The sequence below is a fragment of the Actinoplanes sp. NPDC026670 genome, from assembly GCF_040638175.1.
In the GTDB taxonomy this organism is placed as follows: Bacteria; Actinomycetota; Actinomycetes; order Mycobacteriales; family Micromonosporaceae; genus Actinoplanes.
This window is the reverse complement of record NZ_JBEZXU010000022.1, coordinates 140,406-157,058: the sequence shown is the minus strand read 5'-3', so window position 1 is coordinate 157,058 and position 16,653 is coordinate 140,406. Positions and strand designations below refer to the sequence as shown.

The following is a 16,653-nucleotide window of genomic DNA, read 5'->3' as shown; positions in this document are numbered from 1 at the left end:
TCCCGGCTCCCGGCTCCCGGCTCCCGGCTCCCGGCTCCCGGCTCCCGGCTCCCGGCTCCCGGCTCCCGGCTCCCGGCTCCCGGCTCCCGGCTCCCTAACGGGAGACTGCGGTCGGGGTAACGGTGATTCGACACGAAGTCATCCGATCGATGTGACACGTCAGGGTTCGCGATCAGCGTAGATCGCGCAAGGCTCCGCCACGACTTGCGGAACGAGCTCACCCCGTAGCTTCCGGCTCCCCGCCGATCATCCTCGGTCCTGACTGTGTTCAGCGGCTGCCGGTCTTGGCGACGGTGAGCAGGACGACGCTGTCGTCGACGGCGCGCAGGCGGTGCCGGCGGTCCGGGACGGTGAGCAGGTCGCCACTGGTGCCGTCCTGCTCGTGTGTTCCGGCGACCAGGCGGACGTGTCCGGACAGCACGTACAGCGTGGCTTCGCCGGGATTCTCGTGTTCGTCGAGCTCTCGTCCACCGGCCAGAGCGATGAGGGTCTGCCGCAGCGTCTTGTCGTGACCGCCGTAGACGGTGTGGGCGCTGCGGCCGCTGCCGGCCTGCCGGGCGATGGCCAGGTGTTGTTCGGCGAGCCCGGCCAGCGACGTCATCTCCATGGGCATGGGGGGTCTCCTTGACAGGAACTCATCGGGTGCTGCGGGCACGGGTGGCCGGTGCGGCCGGCTTCTCCCAGCCGGGCCGGGTGGGGCGCAGACCGGGGCGGGGGTCGCGGTAGCGGTAGACGACGTACGGGCGGGTGAGGTAGCCGACCGGGGCGCTGAACGCGTGGACGAGGCGGGTGAACGGCCAGAACGCGAACAGCGTGAACGCCGCGATCACGTGGATCTTGAAGGAGGTGGGAACTGCCGTCATCAGCATCGCGTCGGGCTGTAGGGTGAACAGTGACCGTAGCCAGGGGGAGACGGTTTCGCGGTAGTCGTAGCCGCCGCCGGCGATGTTGGCTTTTACGGTTGCCCATAGGCCGAGCACGATCACGGCGCCCAACACGACGTACATGGCTTTGTCGTTCTTGGTGGTGGCGGCGAAGACGGGGCCGGTGAGGCGGCGGCGGGCGATGAGCAGGGCCATGCCGATCAGGGTGCACAGACCGGCGACGGTGCCGACGAACACGGCCATCAGGTGGTAGGCGTGTTCGGTGATCCCGGCGGCCTCGGTCCAGCTCTTGGGGATGAGCAGGCCGCCGATGTGGCCGATGAGCACGAACAGGACCCCGAAGTGGAACATTGGGCTGGCCCAGCGCAGCAGGGTGGTCTCGTAGAGCTGGGAGGAGCGGGTGGTCCAGCCGAACTTGTCGTAGCGGTGGCGCCAGATGGTGCCTCCGATGAGTACGGCGATGCTCAGGTAGGGGTAGACCACCCAGAGCAGGATGTCGGTGGTGTTCACCGGCGGCCTCCGGTCAGATCGGTGAGGGCGAAGGGTTGCAGGCCGACCTGTTCGGCGGGTGGCCCGGTGTGGGCGAGGCGGGCGGCTGCGGCGAGGTCGGCGGGTGCGGCCGGTGGCAGCATGGCGCGGACCGCGTCGATGGCGTGCCGGTACACCGAACCGTCCTTGTTGAGGGAGGCGGTGAGCAGGTCGAGGCCGATCCGGTTGTCGCGCAGCAGCTGCCATCCGCTGTCGTGTTCGGCGGCGAGGTCGAGGACGGCGGGCAGGTAGTCGGGTAGTTCTCCGTCGATGATTTCGAGGCCGGCGTTCTTGTAGACGGCGGCGAAGTCGGCGAGGGCCTCGCCGCGTTTGCGCGTGTCGCCGCAGGTGTAGTAGGTCAGGTGCAGGCAGGCGCGGCGCCGGAAGTCGAACTGGTCCACGTACTGGGTGCGCAGCGTGCCGATGGCGGTGCCTGCCCGATGGGCGGCGACGGCGCCTAGTGGGCCGGCGACGGCGTCGGGTAGGCCGGGCAGGGCGTCGAGGATCAGTGGCAGGGCTTCGGTGGTGGTGGTGTCGGGGTAGCGCAACAGCAGGGATGCGGCGCGAGCGGCGACCGGCCGCCACTGGTCGGCGGCGTTCACGGCTGGTCTCCGTCGTCAGGCCTGGTTGCGCCGCCGGCGGGTTCGCGGCGGGGCGGGAACAGCCCGGCGGCGTCGCTGTTGCCGTCCCAGTTGAGCAGGTTGACCCGGCGTGGCTGGTCACCCGCGTCGGTGAACCCGTCGGAGGTCTGCCGGGACCGCAGCATGTGGAACGTCTCCACCTGCACGGGAACCGGGGTGCCGGACGCCTCCCCGAACGGGCCGGTCTGGTACATGCCCGGCCCGCCGTCGTACTCCAGGGAGCATTCGGTGCCGATCTGCTCGAGGCGGTGGGCGTCCTCGGCGTGGGCGGCCGGGATGACGTAGCGCTGCTCGTACTTGGCGATCGCGAGGAGCCGGTACATGTCGTTCATCTCGTCGGGGGTCATGCCGACGGCGGCCGGGATGGAGTCATCGGGCTTCTCGCCGAGGTTGATGCGCCGCTGGTAGGAGCGCATCGCGGCGAGCCGGTTCAGGGTGGCGCGGACCGGTTCGGGGTCGCCGGCGGTGAACAGCCCGGCCAGGTACTCCATCGGGATGCGCAGGGCGTCGACGGCCCCGAACAGGTTGTGCGGGTCCTCACCGTCGTGGCCGGTATCGCGCAGCACGTCAACCACGGGGGACAGCGGTGGGATGTACCAGACCATCGGCATGGTGCGGTACTCCGGATGCAACGGCAGCGCCACCTCGTACCGCATGATCAGGTCCCAGACCGGTGACCGTCGCGCGGCGTCGATCCAGTCGCCCGGGATCCCGGCCCGCTCTGCGGCTGCGGCTACCTTCGGATCGTGCGGGTCGAGGAAGACCGACCGTTGCGCGTCGTACAGGTCGTGCTCGTCCTTGACCGCGGCGGCTTTCGTCACGGCGTCGGCGTCGTAGAGCATCAGGCCGATGTAGCGCAGCCGGCCGACGCACGTCTCCGAGCAGATCGTCGGCTGGCCGATCTCGATGCGCGGGAAGCAGAAGGTGCACTTCTCGGCCTTGCCGGTGCGGTGGTTGAAGTACACCTTCTTGTAGGGGCAGCCGGTGACGCACATCCGCCACCCGCGGCACTGGTCCTGGTCGACCAGGACGATGCCGTCCTCGGCCCGTTTGTAGATGGCGCCGGACGGGCAGGAGGCCGCGCAGGCCGGGTTGAGGCAGTGTTCGCAGATGCGGGGCAGGAAGAACAGGAACGCCTTCTCGTACTCCTGACGCACCTGGTCGGACACCTGTTGCAGGATCGGGTCGGCGGCCAGGACCTCGTTGCCGCCGCCCAGGGAGTCGTCCCAGTTAGCCGACCAGGTGACCTTGGTGTCCTGGCCGGTGAGCAGGCTCTTCGGGCGAGCCACCGGGAAGTCGCTGCCGGCCGGTGCGGTCAGCAGGTGCTCGTAGTCGTAGGTCCACGGTTCGTAGTAGTCGCTCATCGACGGCAGTTTCGGGTTGGCGAAGATGGTGAACATCTTCTTGATCCGCCCGCCGGACCGCGGTTTGAGCCGGCCGGTCGCGGTGCGTACCCAGCCGCCCTGCCATTTGTTCTGGTCCTGGTAGGTGCGCGGGTAGCCCTGCCCGGGCCGGGACTCGACGTTGTTGAACCAGACGTACTCGACGCCGGAGCGGTTGGTCCACGCCTGTTTGCAGGTGACCGAGCAGGTGTGGCAGCCGATGCACTTGTCGAGGTTCATCACCATGGCGACCTGGGCCATCACGCGCATGTCAGTACTCCACTTCCTGGCTGCGGCGGCGGATGACGGTGACCTCGTCACGCTGGTTGCCGGTCGGGCCGAGGTAGTTGAACGCGAACGACAGCTGGGCGTACCCGCCGATGATGTGGGTGGGTTTGACCAGCAGCCTGGTCAGCGAGTTGTGGATGCCGCCGCGCCGGCCGTTGATCTCGGCCTTCGGCACATCGATGACGCGTTCCTGGGCGTGGTAGAAGTACACGGTGCCTTCGGGCATCTTGTGGCTGACGATGGCCCGGCAGACCACGACGCCGTTCCGGTTGACCGCCTCGATCCAGTCGTTGTCACCGACTCCGATCTTGGCGGCGTCGGCTTCGCTCATCCACATCGTCGGCCCGCCCCGGGACAGCGTCAGCATGATCAGGTTGTCCTGGTACTCGGAGTGGATCGACCATTTCGAGTGCGGTGTCAGGTAGCGGACGGTGATCTCGAGCTCGCCGTTGCGGCCGAGCTGCGGCTCGCCGAACAGCCGGTGCATGTTCAGCGGCGGCCTGAAGATCGGCAACGTTTCGCCGGCCTCGTGCATCCAGTCGTGGGCGACGTAGAAGTGCTGCCGGCCGGTGAGGGTGTGCCACGGCTTCAACCGTTCGACGTTGATGGTGAAAGGGGAGTAGCGGCGGCCGCCGGTCTCGCTGCCGGACCATTCCGGGCTGGTGATCACCGGGACCGGCCGGGCCTGGCAGTCGGCGAAGGTGATCTGCTTGCCCTCGTGTTCGGCGGCCAGGTCGGCGAGTTTCACTCCGGTGCGTTTCTCCACGTCGTGGAAGCCCTCGGTGGCGACCCGCCCGTTGGTGGTGCCGGACAGTGCGAGGATCGCCTCACACGCGTGGATGTCCTTGGCCAGTGAGGGGCGGCCGTCGGTGGTCCCGCCGCGGATCGCGCCGTTCTTGTGCCGCAGGTAGTCGATCTCTCGTGTGACGTCGACGTGCACGCCTTTGCCTGTGGTGCCGAGCGTGTCGAGCAGCGGGCCGAGGGCGGCGAGCCGGTCGGCGACCGCGCCGTAGTCGCGTTCCACCACCACGATCTTCGGCATCGTCTTGCCCGGTACCGGGATGTCGCCGGTGGCCTGCCAGTCGCGGACCGTGCCGTGCGGGGTGGCCATCGCGTCCGGGGTGTCGTGCAGCAGCGGCGCGGCCACCAGGTCCTTACGGACGCCGAGGTGGGTCTTGGCTAGGGCGGAGAAGTGGCGGGCGAGGCCGTGGAAGATGTCGAAGTCGGTGCGGGTCTGCCACGGCGGGTTGATCGCCGGGGTGAACGCGTGGATGAACGGGTGCATGTCGGTGGTGTTCAGATCGTGTTTCTCGTACCAGGTCGCGGCCGGCAGCACGACGTCGGACAACAACGTCGTGGAGGTCATCCGGAAGTCGAGGCTGACCAGCATGTCGAGCTTGCCCTCCGGCGCTTGCTCGGCCCACGTCACATCCTGCGGCCGGTACTCGGGCCCGGCCTCGGCGGCCCGCAGGTTGGAGCTGGTGCCGAGCAGGTGTTTCAGGAAGTACTCGTTGCCCTTGGCCGACGAGCCGAGGATGTTGGCCCGCCATACGGTGAACACCCGCGGCCAGTTGCGTTCCGCGTCCGGGTCGGTGGCCGCGAACTTCAGCGAGCCGGAGTGCAGCGACTGCGCGACGTAGGCCCCCGGATCGGTACCTGCCTCGTCGGCCAGGTCGAGGGGGTTGCGGTCGAACGTCGGCATCGACGGCATCCAGCCGAGCCGCGCCGACTGGGCGAGCAGGTCCATGGTGTGTTTGCCGGCGAACAGGCCGTTGCCGGTCGGTGAGGACACCGTGTCGGCGGAGAACGTGTCATAGCGCCACTGGTCGGTGTGGGTGTACCAGTACGCGGTACTGATCATCTGCCGGGGAGGGCGCACCCAGTCCAACGCGAAGGCCAGTTGCTGCCAGCCGGTGACCGGACGGCACTTCTCCTGCCCGACGTAGTGCGCCCAGCCGCCGCCGTTGACCCCCTGGCAGCCGGTGAGGGTGACCAGCGCCAGGATCCCGCGGTAGGTGGCGTCGCCGTGGAACCACTGGTTGACGCCCGCGCCGAGCAGGATCATCGACCGGCCGGCGGAGCGTTCGGCGTTGTCGGCGAACTCCCGCGCCACCCGGGCCACCTGGACGGCCGGGACCCCGGTGAACGGCTCCTGCCATGCCGGTGTGTAGGGGACGGCCGGGTCGTCGTAGCCGGACGGCCACTGGCCCGGCAGGTCGTCGCGGGCGACGCCGTACTGGGCCAGCAGCAGATCGAACACGCTGGTGACCAGCTTCCCGGCGACCGTGCGGGTGGGCACCCCGCGGCGCAGCACCCCCGGTGTGTCGGTGTCGAACCGCGGCAGCTCAACCTCCACCGCCTCGCCGGCGCCGGCGCAGGTCAGCGCCGGTTCGATCCCGCCCAGGTCGAGATTCCACTCACCCGGTTCGCCGAAGCGGTGCCCGAGACTGCCCCGCGGCACGACGGGTGCGTTCGTGGCCGAGTCCCACAGCACCGTCTTGAACGGCGACTCACCGCCCAGGTCCTCGTCGGTGAGGAACCGGCCGGGACGGTATGCCCCGTCCGGCCCCGCATCGAGGGTGATCAGGAACGGCAGGTCGGTGTACTGGCGCACGTAGTCGACGAACCGCGGGGTCCGCCGGTCGACGAAGAACTCCTTCAGGATCACATGACCCATCGCCATCGCCAGGGCGCCGTCGGTGCCGGGCTGGGCGGGCATCCACTCGTCGGCGAACTTCACGTTGTCGGCGAAATCCGGAGACACGACGACGACCTTCTGCCCGCGGTAGCGGGCCTCGGCCATCCAGTGAGCGTCCGGGGTGCGGGTCACCGGCACATTCGAGCCCCACATCATCAGGTAGGAGGCGTCCCACCAGTCACCGGACTCGGGCACGTCGGTCTGGTCGCCGAACACCTGCGGCGACGCCACCGGCAGATCCGCGTACCAGTCGTAGAACGACAGCATGGTGCCGCCGATCAGGCTCATGAACCGCGCGCCCACCGCATGCGACACCATGCTCATCGCCGGGATCGGCGAGAACCCGGCGACCCGGTCCGGCCCGTACTCCTTGATCGCGTGCACGTGCGCTGCCGCCGCCATCTCGAGAGCCTCGTCCCACGACACCCGGACCAGGCCGCCTTTACCGCGGGCCTGCTGATATTTGCGCCGGCGGACTGGATCAGCCTGAATGTCGGCCCACGCGGCCACCGGATCACCGAGCCGCTGCTTGGCCTCCCGGAACATGTCGATCAACACGCCGCGCGCGTACGGATACCGCACGCGCGTCGGCGAGTAGGTGTACCAGGAGAACGCCGCACCGCGCGGGCAGCCACGCGGCTCGTACTCCGGCTTGTCCGGGCCCGTGCTCGGGTAGTCGGTCTGCTGCTGCTCCCAGGTGATGATCCCGTCGCGGACGTACACCTTCCACGAACAGGACCCGGTGCAGTTCACCCCGTGCGTCGACCGCACGACCTTGTCGTACGACCACCGGTCTCGGTAGAAGGCATCAGCCTCCCTGCCGCCGATCTGATACAGCGCCCGGCCGTCCGGGGACACCTGTGCCCGCCGAACCAGCCCGCCGACGGTCAACAGTGCCCGCCCCGCGGCATTCGTCGTGTCCGTCAACGCCCCACCCCCGGGATCGGATGACCTTGAGTCCCACATTCGTCCGGCCTGCCGGTCGACGCAACCCGAACGCGGCTATTCGCGCGGATCCTGATGGCACCCGAACACCTGCATCGGTAAGCGTGGATAAGGGGCGGCGGTGGGGACACCGGCATTAGCCTCGACTGACCGGGTACAAAGTCCCTGTCGCCCGAGCCTGACGTGCGGCGACCCTAGGGCAGGACCGCGAACCAGCCACCCTGACAGGGCGGGTCCGCGGGGCACCAGCGCAGGCCGGAACGGGACGGGCCGGCCAGGTCCGCCCTCACTTTTTCGATGTCGAACATGCTGCGGAGATCGCCATGAGCACTTCGTCGTCGCGCACCGCGCGGGCCGCCGAGCAGACCGGCCGGCCCGGGCTGATGCTGACGCTGGCCACCATCGGGTTCGCGGTCAACTTCTGGGCCTGGGCGCTGCTGAGCCCGCTCGCGGTCCGGTTCACCGCAGCGCTCGACCTGACCTCGTTCCAGCAGGCCCTGCTGGTCGCGGTCCCGGTTGTGGTCGGCTCGGTCGGCCGGATCCCGGTCGGCGCGCTCACCGACCGCTTCGGCGGCCGGATCATGTTCCCGCTCGTGTCGCTGACCACCATCATCCCGGTGCTGTACCTCGGCATGTTCGGTCACGACTCCCTCACCGCACTGCTGGTCGGCGGGTTCTTCCTCGGCATCGGCGGCACCGCTTTCGCCGTCGGCGTCCCGTTCGTCAACGCCTGGTTCCCGCCGCACCGGCGCGGCTTCGCCGTCGGCGTGTTCGGCGCGGGCATGGGCGGCACCGCGATCAGTGCCCTCACCACGGTCAAACTCGTCGACGCGGGCAGCACCAGCACCCCGTTCCTGATCACCGCCGCGGTGCTCGCCGTCTACGCCGTGCTCGCCTGGACCCTGCTGCGTGACGCCCCGGACCGGACGGTGCCGACCGCGCCACTGGCCACCAGGCTCGCCGCGACCCTCCGGCTGAAGATCACCTGGCAGGCATCGGCGCTGTACGCGGTCGCGTTCGGCGGCTACGTCGCGTTCTCGGTCTACCTGCCCGCCTACCTGAAGACCGCCTACGGGCTCACCCAGGCCGACGCCGCCAACCGGATGGCCGGGTTCGTGCTGCTCGCCGTGATCATGCGGCCGGTCGGTGGCTGGCTGTCGGACAAGGTCGCCCCGTCCCGGGTCCTGGCCGTCGCCTTGGGGATAGTCATCGCGGGCGCTGTCGTGCAGGCGTTCACGCCGGGCCTGGCCCCACTGGGTACGATCGCGTTCCTGGCGATGGCCGCCGCTCTCGGCGCCGGCAGCGGAGCCACCTTCGCCTTGGTCGCCCAGAGCGCACCGGCCAACCAGGTCGGCTCGGTCACCGGCATCGTCGGCGCCGCCGGCGGACTCGGCGGGTTCATCCCCCCACTGGTGATGGGCTCGATCTACGGCCAGTTCCAGTCCTACGCTCTCGGCCTGGCCCTGCTCGCCGTCGTCGCCCTCGCCGCCCTGCTGCTGGACGTGCTGTCAGTCGGACGCAGCACCGGCCGCGACAACACCGCCGGCGGGAAGATCGCCCATGTGTGAGCACTGCGGCCGGCCAGGGCATCACCACGATCGGTGAACTCACCCGCGAACACGACGAGCGCGGCGGAGACCAGCCCGAGGCCGGCGGCAGGATTGGCCAGATCTGCGGTGGGTCGTCAGCAGCAGAGCTTTCGGGAGACAGTCCCGCGCTGGTCCTGGTAGGCCGGGAGCAGGCCGAGGACGTGCGCGGCCAATAGCACGGGTCTGGTTGTCGGTGCGTGGCTCGCGGTGGTTGTCCCCGTCGGTGAGGTTGGCGTGCTGTTCGGCGGTGAGCAGGTCGAGCCGGGGGCTGTGCGGCATCTCGACTCAGCAGCGGTCTCCGGCGCCGTGGGAGACCTCGATCAACCGTCAGCTTTAGTGTTGTTCTGGGCTGAGCTGGGGTCTGTATTCAACGGTGTCAGCCTAGACCAGTCGAGCAGCATCGTGTCAGTTACACGGCACCGAATAGCCGACTCGTCTTGATCGATGGTCGACTTGCCGCGGAGGTCCTTGGCGATGAGAGCCCGAGCCTGCTTCTCATCGCCGACAACTGCCGCCCGCCACTCGGTGATGACTGTGGCGCAGGACTCAGGCTCTGGCCGTGGGGCGACGACTGCGCCGGTCGCAGTGATGAGGGCCGCGCCCAGCGCAGCTCCCGCGCCGACCCACGCCGCCACCAGGCCTTTGTCGGCAGGCATCGCAGGACGGCCCTCAGGAGGATGAATCATGGTGCGTTCGTCAGGCTCCGGCGCGCGATCTCCACGTGGCTTCGGGCCCGGTCTCTTTTTAGTCCGCCGCTTCATGGGGCCGCGGCCCGGGCCGTTTCCACCCGGGCCGGTTCCATCCCTGCGCGGGCATGGGCGCTGCTCTTTTCGAGTCTGACGCCGCTTCATGAGGCCGCGACCTGGGCCGCGAGTCTCTCCCGCGGATGGCCCAACGCCTCCATCGCTGCTCAGCGACGAGGTCGTCACCTCACGTCCTCGTTCCTGTACGACAGGCGGTTGATCAACAGCGCCCTGAGTAGTGACAGGTGTTCCACTGTCCACCGTCATGATCGGGTCGCCCGCCTGCTCGATGTCCGTTTTAATGGCTTTCTCTACGTCATATCGTGTCATATATGTATGTAATCATGCGCTCGTGTTTGACGGTTGCCGGTTCGACCGAGATCGTTGAGTCGCCCACGGCTGAGGATCTTGGAGGAGCCGGTGTTCGGGCTTCTCAAGACACTTGCGACGCATGCTCCGGCCGACCCGTATTCCACTCTTTCGAGTGACACGCATAGCGCGGACATATCTGGCGCTTGCTCGGACATGCAGCTGGCGCTCAACAGTCAGCGAAGCTGACCTTCCAGCAGGTTGATCGCGCGTGTAGGCGCGGCTGAGGGAGGCGCTCGATGGCGGCCGGGTGCCGGTGAGCACCGGGCGCTGCGGTGTGCCGGCTGATCGAGCTGTCGCATGTCGCGGTCCGTTGTGCGGTTGGCCGCACGAGGGCTGGGCATGTCCGAACGGTCGGTGTGGGCGTTGGGTGGCACGGGACAAGGGTCAGGTGCAGCCCGCTCGGCGATCGAAGGTGTTGCGGCAGCGGTTGGGCGTTCCGGGAAACCGTCGACGCCGTCCGGTCCTGCACCAGCAGCGGACTGCCCGGCCAGCACATCCGATAGAACCCGGCGCCGCAACGACAGCAGCCGCCCACGGCGTGAGCGGCCACAATCGGTACGGCGGGCGGTCAGTCGGTGTCGGCCTGCCACAGGTCCGGGCCGAACACCTCGTACTGGATGTCGTGTACCGACACACCACGGTCGAGCAGACCGGAACGGATCGCCTGCATGAACGCGATCGGCCCGCACAGGTAGTACACCGCCTTGTCCGGCAGGTCGATGCCGGACAGGTCCATCATGCCGGCGTGCGTGCCGGCGACGGGCAGTTCGCTGCCGGAACCGTCCTCGTACCAGACCCGCAGGGCCGAACCGGGCAACCGGGCCAGGTCGGCGGCGATCTGGCGCCGTAGCGGGAACGCGGCCTCGTTCGCGTCGGCGTGCAGCAGGGTCACCTTCAAATGTGAACCGGCGGCGACCAGGTGCGAGATCATCCCGGCCATCGGGGTGACACCGATCCCGGCGCTGACGAACACGACCGGCCGGCCGCCGTCGTCGAGGACCACGTCGCCGTACGGCACGCTCATCGTGAGCTCGTCACCGACCTGCACCCGTTCACACAGCAGGTTCGACACCTCCCCGTCGGGTTTCCCGCCACCGTGCACGCGTTTGACAGCGAAGTAGCGGTGCTCTCCGTCATCGGCGCGGGTCAAGCTGAACTGGCGCGGCTGGCGCAGCCCGTCCGGCATTTTCACGTTGACGGAGATGTACTGCCCGGGCAGCGACGTCTTGACGGGCCGGTCGTCGACACGCTGCATCGCGAACAGGGTGACATCGCTGGTCTCCTGGATCTTGCTGGCGACCCGCCACTGCCGCCACACCCGTTCGGCGGTCACCCCGCGGGCGCTGTACAGGCCACGTTCCTGATGGATCAGCGCGTACGCCATCAGCCAGTACACCTCGTCCCACGCTGCGGCAACCTCGGGGGTGACCGCGTCGCCGAGCACGTCGCCGATCGCCCACATCAGGTTGTCGCGCACGGTCTGGTACTGCTCGGGCCTGATGCCCAGTGACGCATGCTTGTGCGCGATCCGGGTGAGCAACCGCTCCGGCAACTGCTGCGGGCTCTTGACCAGGGCGGTGGCGAACACGGCCACCGACCCGGCGAGTGCTTTCGGCTGGCTGCCCTCGGCCTGGTTGCCGCGGTTGAACACCCCGTCCTGCAACTGCGGATGTTCTGCGAACATGTGCCGGTAGAACCGGTTCGCGATCTGTTCGATGTGTTCGCCGACCACCGGCAACGTAGCCTCGACGATCGGCCGTGCCTTGTCCGACAGCACGATGTGACCTCCCGTAGATAGACGGCGCCCGGCGGTCAGGCGGCCACCCGGCGTTCGGGCCTGCTCGATGGGCACCCCGTGCGATGACGGGCACGCCTGCCGCCCCGCCCGCACGGGACGGATCTTCATCCGACAGTAGCCACGATCCGGTCGGCAGCTGGCGGATCAGCAAAGGTGGGACCCATCGGCACGGCAGGAGGGGCCGCAAGCCCTGTGCTGGAAAGCTCAGCCGGCGAGGGCGTGATGGACAGCGGTCAGTAACTCCCGCCGGGTGAACGGCTTCTCCAGCAACGTGATCGCGGGGTCGAGAGGGCCAAGGTCGGCCAGGATCGGGGTGGCATACCCCGACATGAACAGCACTTTCATCCCGTCCCTGTTCGCCGTCACCTGGGCGGCCAGGGCGGTACCGAGCATGGTGGGCATCACCACATCGGTCAGTAACAGGTCGATCGGCCCGGGATGCTGTCTGGCCAGTTCGACTGCGGCGATGGTGTCGTCGGGGGCCAGCACGTGGTAGCCGCTGGCGTCGAGCAGCCGGTGGCAGACCTGCCGCAGGCTCGGCTCGTCCTCGACCAGTAGCACCGTCTCACCATGACCGGCCACCTCGTCGCGCCGGAGGTCGCCGGTATGGTCGGTGGTCGGCCGCTGATCGGTCACCGGCAGCAGAATCGTGATCGTGGTACCGAATCCCTCCTGCGACTGGACGCTGACCGTGCCGGCCGCGCCGGTGACGATGCCGTACACCATGGCCAGCCCCAGCCCGGTACCCCGCCCGGCCGGCTTCGTCGTGAAGAACGGCTCGAAGATCTTCTCGACCACCTCGCGCGGCATCCCGGTGCCGGAGTCGCTGACCCGTAGCCGCGCGTACTCGCCCGGGCTGACCGCGGGGCCGCGGGTGACGTAGTCGGCGTCGATGAAGACGCTATCGGTCTCGATCGTCAATGACCCGCCATCGGGCATGGCGTCGCGGGCGTTGACGGCCAGGTTCACCAGGATCTGATCGAGCTGACCCGGGTCGGCCATCACCGGCCCGCAGTCACCCCTACACGTGATCGTCAAAGCGATGTGCTCACCGATCGAGCGGCGCAGCATGTCCTCCACCCCGTGCACCACGGTGGCCCACGCGACCGCCTGCGGCCGGACCACCTCCTGCCTCGCGAACGCCAGTAACTGCCGGGTGAGATCACCACCACGCCGGGCGGCCCGCATGATCTGCTGCGCGTCCCGCAGGACCTCCGCCCATACGTCGGCCGCCGCATCGTCGGGTTGTTCCTGCGCGCTGTCGGAGATGAACGCCGCATAGTTGACGATCACCGCGAGCAGGTTGTTGAAATCGTGCGCCACCCCACCGGCCAGCTGGCCGAGACTTTCCATCCGCTGGGTGCGCTGCAACTGGGCCTGCAGCGCCGACCGGTCGGCTGCCTCCCGCAACCGGACTCGCTCGTCCTCAGCCCGTAGCCGGTCGGTGATGTCACGGACCGCCGCCGACACGATCAGCCCGGCGCCGGTGTGAAGCCCGCTCAGGCTGATCTCGGCGGGAAACACCGTGCCGTCCTTGCGGCGTGCCCGTAGCGGCTGTCCGCTGCCCATCGCCCGGTGCACCGGCGCCGCAACATACCGTTGCCGCAGCTCACGGTGGGCGTCCGTGATCTCGGTGGGTACCAGGATCTCGATCGGGCGGCCGATCAACTCGTCGCTGCCGTAGCCGAACAACCGCTGCGCCTGCCCGTTGACGAACACGATCCGCCCTCGGCAGTCCGCGCCGACCATCGCGTCCGGCGCCGCATCGACCAGCTGCCGAAACAGCGAATCGTCCGGTGGGAACGGCCGGTCCCCGTCGGCGCTCACCACCGCATCGCGGGCACCCGACACGACGGTGAGCTCACCGGAAACCACGGCGGGCAGGTCACCGGTGGTGCCGCCCCGATCGTCGTCTCCGTATGTCTCGTCGTCGCTGAACACTTTGGCACCTTCCCGTCCGGACATGATGGCTCCCACGCTGCGTCGAGGGACAAAGTCACCGCGCCATGGGTGGGCTGGCCCGGCTTTCGCAGGCGCGGGCACCGAAGAGCTTGCGACGCCACGACCGTCACCGCGGCGACATACCGGCGAGGTGGCGCAGCGTCGCCCGGGAACCGGCCGATCGCGAGGACGGCCTCACTCTGCGAGCGTAGGCCGCTGCGCCTCCGCGACGGCCGTGTTTCTGACAGCGTCGACGAGGTCAGACCGCTCGGCCGAGTACAGCCCAACAGGCCGGCACCCCCGCCGGGACCTCGACGGTCATCCGGGATCGTGCAGCCCTCAGCGGAAGCCGGCCTCCCGGCCCGGTCTTCGCAACGGGGTACGTCCCGGCCGGCGCACCCGCGTGGCCTCAGCGACTGCTGTCGGCCGGCAGCACGGCGACATCGCTGTAGAAACGCCTGATCGTCCGTACCGCGGTTTCGAAGGCGTCCAGATCCATTGGCTTGGTCACGTACGCGTTCGCATGATTGACGTAGCTGGCGGTGACGTCATGCATTGCCCTCGACGTGGTCAGCACCACGATCGGGATCCGCTTGAGGTCGGCGTCCGACTTCACCTCGGCCAGCACCTCGTGCCCGCTCATCCGCGGCATGTTCAGATCCAGCAGGATCAGGTCCGGGCGCGGCGCGGACCTGTAGACGCCCTGCCGGCGAAGGTACTGCATTGCCTCCGCCCCGTCGGCCACATGATGTACCGCAGGCGGCTGCGGCGTATCGAGCAGCGCCTCCTCGATCATCAGCGTGTCAGCGGCATCGTCATCGACGATGAGTACATCCAGCACGCGCACGGACCCAGGGTCTCCCTCAGCATCTCGAAACATCTATCGCCGATAGGCAATCGGACAGTACCGGGACTGTACGGCCGGCACGGTGATCAGCAAACGGCGACACGAGACCGGGACAGACCCGGCCAGGGGGCCTGCGTCGCCCATCATGCTCATCGGCCCGTCAGAGCGTCCAGCAGACCGACGATCTCCAGGATCCGGGATACGACCGGCTGCGGCTGCTCGACACGGAACCGGATCCCACGCGTGGTGGCCCGGCCGTACGCCTCGTCGAAGGCGGCGATACCAGAGGAGTCGCAGAACGTGACGGCCGCCAGGTTCAGGATCACCTCGACCGTGTCGTCGGCACCGATCGCCTCGGCGAGATGCCGTTGAACGGTACCCACGGTCGCCATATCGATCTCGCCGGCGGCCCGTACGTGGAATACCCCGGGCGACGGTCGGCTACTGCTGACTTCCATCGATGATCCGCTCTGACGTGCGGGCCGTGCCGGATCAGGTTAACGCTGTTCCTGGGCGGCGGCTGGCCGTTGTCGCGAAGACCGCGGCGTCGCTGTGCGGCGGCCGGCGACTGCGGCCGGGCACGCAGTGACTCGCTCGCTGCGTACCGATGACCGCCCTGGCACCGTCGCCGCACAACCAGCCAACCGTGGTGATTGCGCATCGTTGAGGGGGCGCGATCGACGTGTTCGCTGGCCGCAGGCGGCAAACTCGGCGTCCTCGACCCGGCCGGCAGGGAACTACTGGAAGCGGCGGCGCCGCCGTGTTCACCCTGCGCCTGCGCTCGGCAAAGCAGGAACCTGCCCGCAGAAACAACTGACTGGCAACCCGCCGCGACGTCCACATCGTCGTCAGCGCAACACCAGCCCAAGCGCAAAGAGGAGATGTTTCGATCAGTCTCAGGCCACGCTGTATTGGTTGATATTCGTGTCAGTTCAGCTGATTGGTGTCGTCCGCTCACGCGGGCGACTTCGTTGATTCTCTCATGCCCGCGAACAACCGGGCAGCCGTATTCGCCTGCTTACGGGCGCACCGCATGGACGCGCCGCCACAGCCGTCGCCGTCATAGTTCAGGGAGGCGACTCGACGACGTGGAGAAAGGCGCATGCCCTTGGTTATAGCCGAATACGGGGCGGCGACGCCGAGGCCTGCCGGTGATGCGTATCCGGTCGCTGCGATGATGTGGTCGAACTGTTGAGAACTCCTATCGGAGAACTCGACTCGGTTCCCATCGACTTTCAGGACGCGGGCCGATGTCATCGTGCAGTTGGCCGAGACCGTGGAAGGGCTCTTGGTAATCACGAATCCACGAGGCGGTTCGCCTCTGGTGGAGTAGCGAATGCATGTTCCCAGCATGGCGAGTAAGGAGTGTCGAGTTATCAGTCGTACCCTGCGCCCGGTGCACCACGAGAGCCGGATGTCAGGCCGCTCCTCGATGATCTCCTCGCAGATCTCTACTCCGCTCTGTCCGCCTCCGACCACGAGGACCGACTGCCCGGATTGGATCCGCGACAGGTCCTGCAGGCTGGAGGCGTGGTAACAGTTGTTGCCTGTCCAGTCGGTTGGGATCTTCGGCGTCCCGTAGTGGCCCGTCGCAACGACGACGAATGCATATGATGCCTCGCCCTGGGAGGTCGCCACGCACACATGTGAGTCGTACTCGACGACGCTGTCGACGCGAGTGAGGAAACGCCGGCGCTGCCGATTGAGGTTCTCGTCAGACCAGGACTTCAAGAGCGCGCGGAACTCGTGGACCGTCACCGTCGGCTTCATTCTTAGTTCGGGGGCGATGCACCATCCCGGATTCACCAGTTCCGTGCTTTCGCGGGTCTTGCCCCATGGCATGGGCTGCCAGATTCCACCAGGTTTGGGGTCGGACGAGTACCAGTCCACGAACATTCCACGGCGGGTGAGTTCGCGGACGGCCTGGATGCCGAAGAGGCCACTTCCGATAACAGCGCAGTTGATATCCGTTGCCATGCGATCGCACTTCCTTTGCG

General features: G+C 68.1%; 12 protein-coding genes. 2 read left to right on the top strand and 10 right to left on the bottom strand.

The window, feature by feature from the left end; all coding sequences use genetic code 11:
- Nucleotides 1–268: 268 nt before the first annotated feature.
- Genes AB0E94_RS22815 through AB0E94_RS22795 form a run of 5 tightly spaced genes read right to left on the bottom strand, consistent with a single transcriptional unit; the run spans nucleotide 269 to nucleotide 7,348 of the window.
- Nucleotides 269–613, bottom strand: a complete 345-nt coding sequence (locus AB0E94_RS22815) for a cupin domain-containing protein (protein WP_360329163.1) — start codon at nucleotides 611–613, stop codon at nucleotides 269–271.
- Nucleotides 614–635: 22 nt separating this feature from the next.
- Nucleotides 636–1,394, bottom strand: a complete 759-nt coding sequence (narI, locus tag AB0E94_RS22810) for a respiratory nitrate reductase subunit gamma (protein ID WP_360329161.1) — start codon at nucleotides 1,392–1,394, stop codon at nucleotides 636–638.
- Nucleotides 1,391–2,014 carry a nitrate reductase molybdenum cofactor assembly chaperone gene (gene narJ / locus AB0E94_RS22805; protein WP_360329159.1) on the bottom strand — a complete coding sequence of 208 codons (624 nt, stop codon included), beginning with the start codon at nucleotides 2,012–2,014 and terminating at the stop codon, nucleotides 1,391–1,393. Before narJ ends, narI begins: the two co-directional genes overlap by 4 nt.
- Nucleotides 2,011–3,705, bottom strand: a complete 1,695-nt coding sequence (gene narH / locus AB0E94_RS22800; RefSeq protein ID WP_360329157.1) for a nitrate reductase subunit beta — start codon at nucleotides 3,703–3,705, stop codon at nucleotides 2,011–2,013. The genes narJ and narH overlap by 4 nt, the downstream gene beginning before the upstream one ends.
- A gap of 1 nt (nucleotide 3,706) precedes the next feature.
- Nucleotides 3,707–7,348, bottom strand: coding sequence for a nitrate reductase subunit alpha (locus AB0E94_RS22795; RefSeq protein WP_360329156.1), 3,642 nt, complete (start codon nucleotides 7,346–7,348; stop codon nucleotides 3,707–3,709).
- Between the two features lie 341 nt (nucleotides 7,349–7,689).
- On the opposite strand from AB0E94_RS22795, the gene AB0E94_RS22790 reads away from it, so the two are divergent.
- Both AB0E94_RS22790 and AB0E94_RS22785 read left to right on the top strand, forming a co-directional pair.
- Complete coding sequence (locus AB0E94_RS22790) at nucleotides 7,690–8,934, top strand: NarK/NasA family nitrate transporter (protein WP_360329154.1); 1,245 nt, start codon at nucleotides 7,690–7,692, stop codon at nucleotides 8,932–8,934.
- Nucleotides 8,931–9,131: a hypothetical protein gene (locus tag AB0E94_RS22785; protein ID WP_360329152.1), complete on the top strand. Its 201-nt coding sequence runs from the start codon at nucleotides 8,931–8,933 to the stop codon at nucleotides 9,129–9,131. The genes AB0E94_RS22790 and AB0E94_RS22785 overlap by 4 nt, the downstream gene beginning before the upstream one ends.
- Before the next feature lie 1,507 nt (nucleotides 9,132–10,638).
- Here AB0E94_RS22785 and AB0E94_RS22780 read toward each other — a convergent pair.
- The 5 genes from AB0E94_RS22780 to AB0E94_RS22760 form a co-directional block, all read right to left on the bottom strand.
- Nucleotides 10,639–11,847, bottom strand: coding sequence for a globin domain-containing protein (locus tag AB0E94_RS22780; RefSeq protein WP_360329150.1), 1,209 nt, complete (start codon nucleotides 11,845–11,847; stop codon nucleotides 10,639–10,641).
- 225 nt (nucleotides 11,848–12,072) lie between these two features.
- A complete protein-coding gene (locus AB0E94_RS22775) occupies nucleotides 12,073–13,809 on the bottom strand; it encodes a PAS domain S-box protein (protein ID WP_360329148.1) in 1,737 nt (578 codons plus the stop codon).
- A gap of 409 nt (nucleotides 13,810–14,218) precedes the next feature.
- Nucleotides 14,219–14,689, bottom strand: coding sequence for a response regulator (locus AB0E94_RS22770; RefSeq protein WP_360329146.1), 471 nt, complete (start codon nucleotides 14,687–14,689; stop codon nucleotides 14,219–14,221).
- A gap of 116 nt (nucleotides 14,690–14,805) precedes the next feature.
- Nucleotides 14,806–15,114 (bottom strand): STAS domain-containing protein, encoded by a 309-nt coding sequence (locus AB0E94_RS22765; RefSeq protein ID WP_360329144.1) that lies wholly within the window; start codon nucleotides 15,112–15,114, stop codon nucleotides 14,806–14,808.
- Between the two features lie 496 nt (nucleotides 15,115–15,610).
- A complete protein-coding gene (locus AB0E94_RS22760; protein ID WP_360329142.1) occupies nucleotides 15,611–16,633 on the bottom strand; it encodes a SidA/IucD/PvdA family monooxygenase in 1,023 nt (340 codons plus the stop codon).
- Nucleotides 16,634–16,653 lie beyond the last annotated feature (20 nt).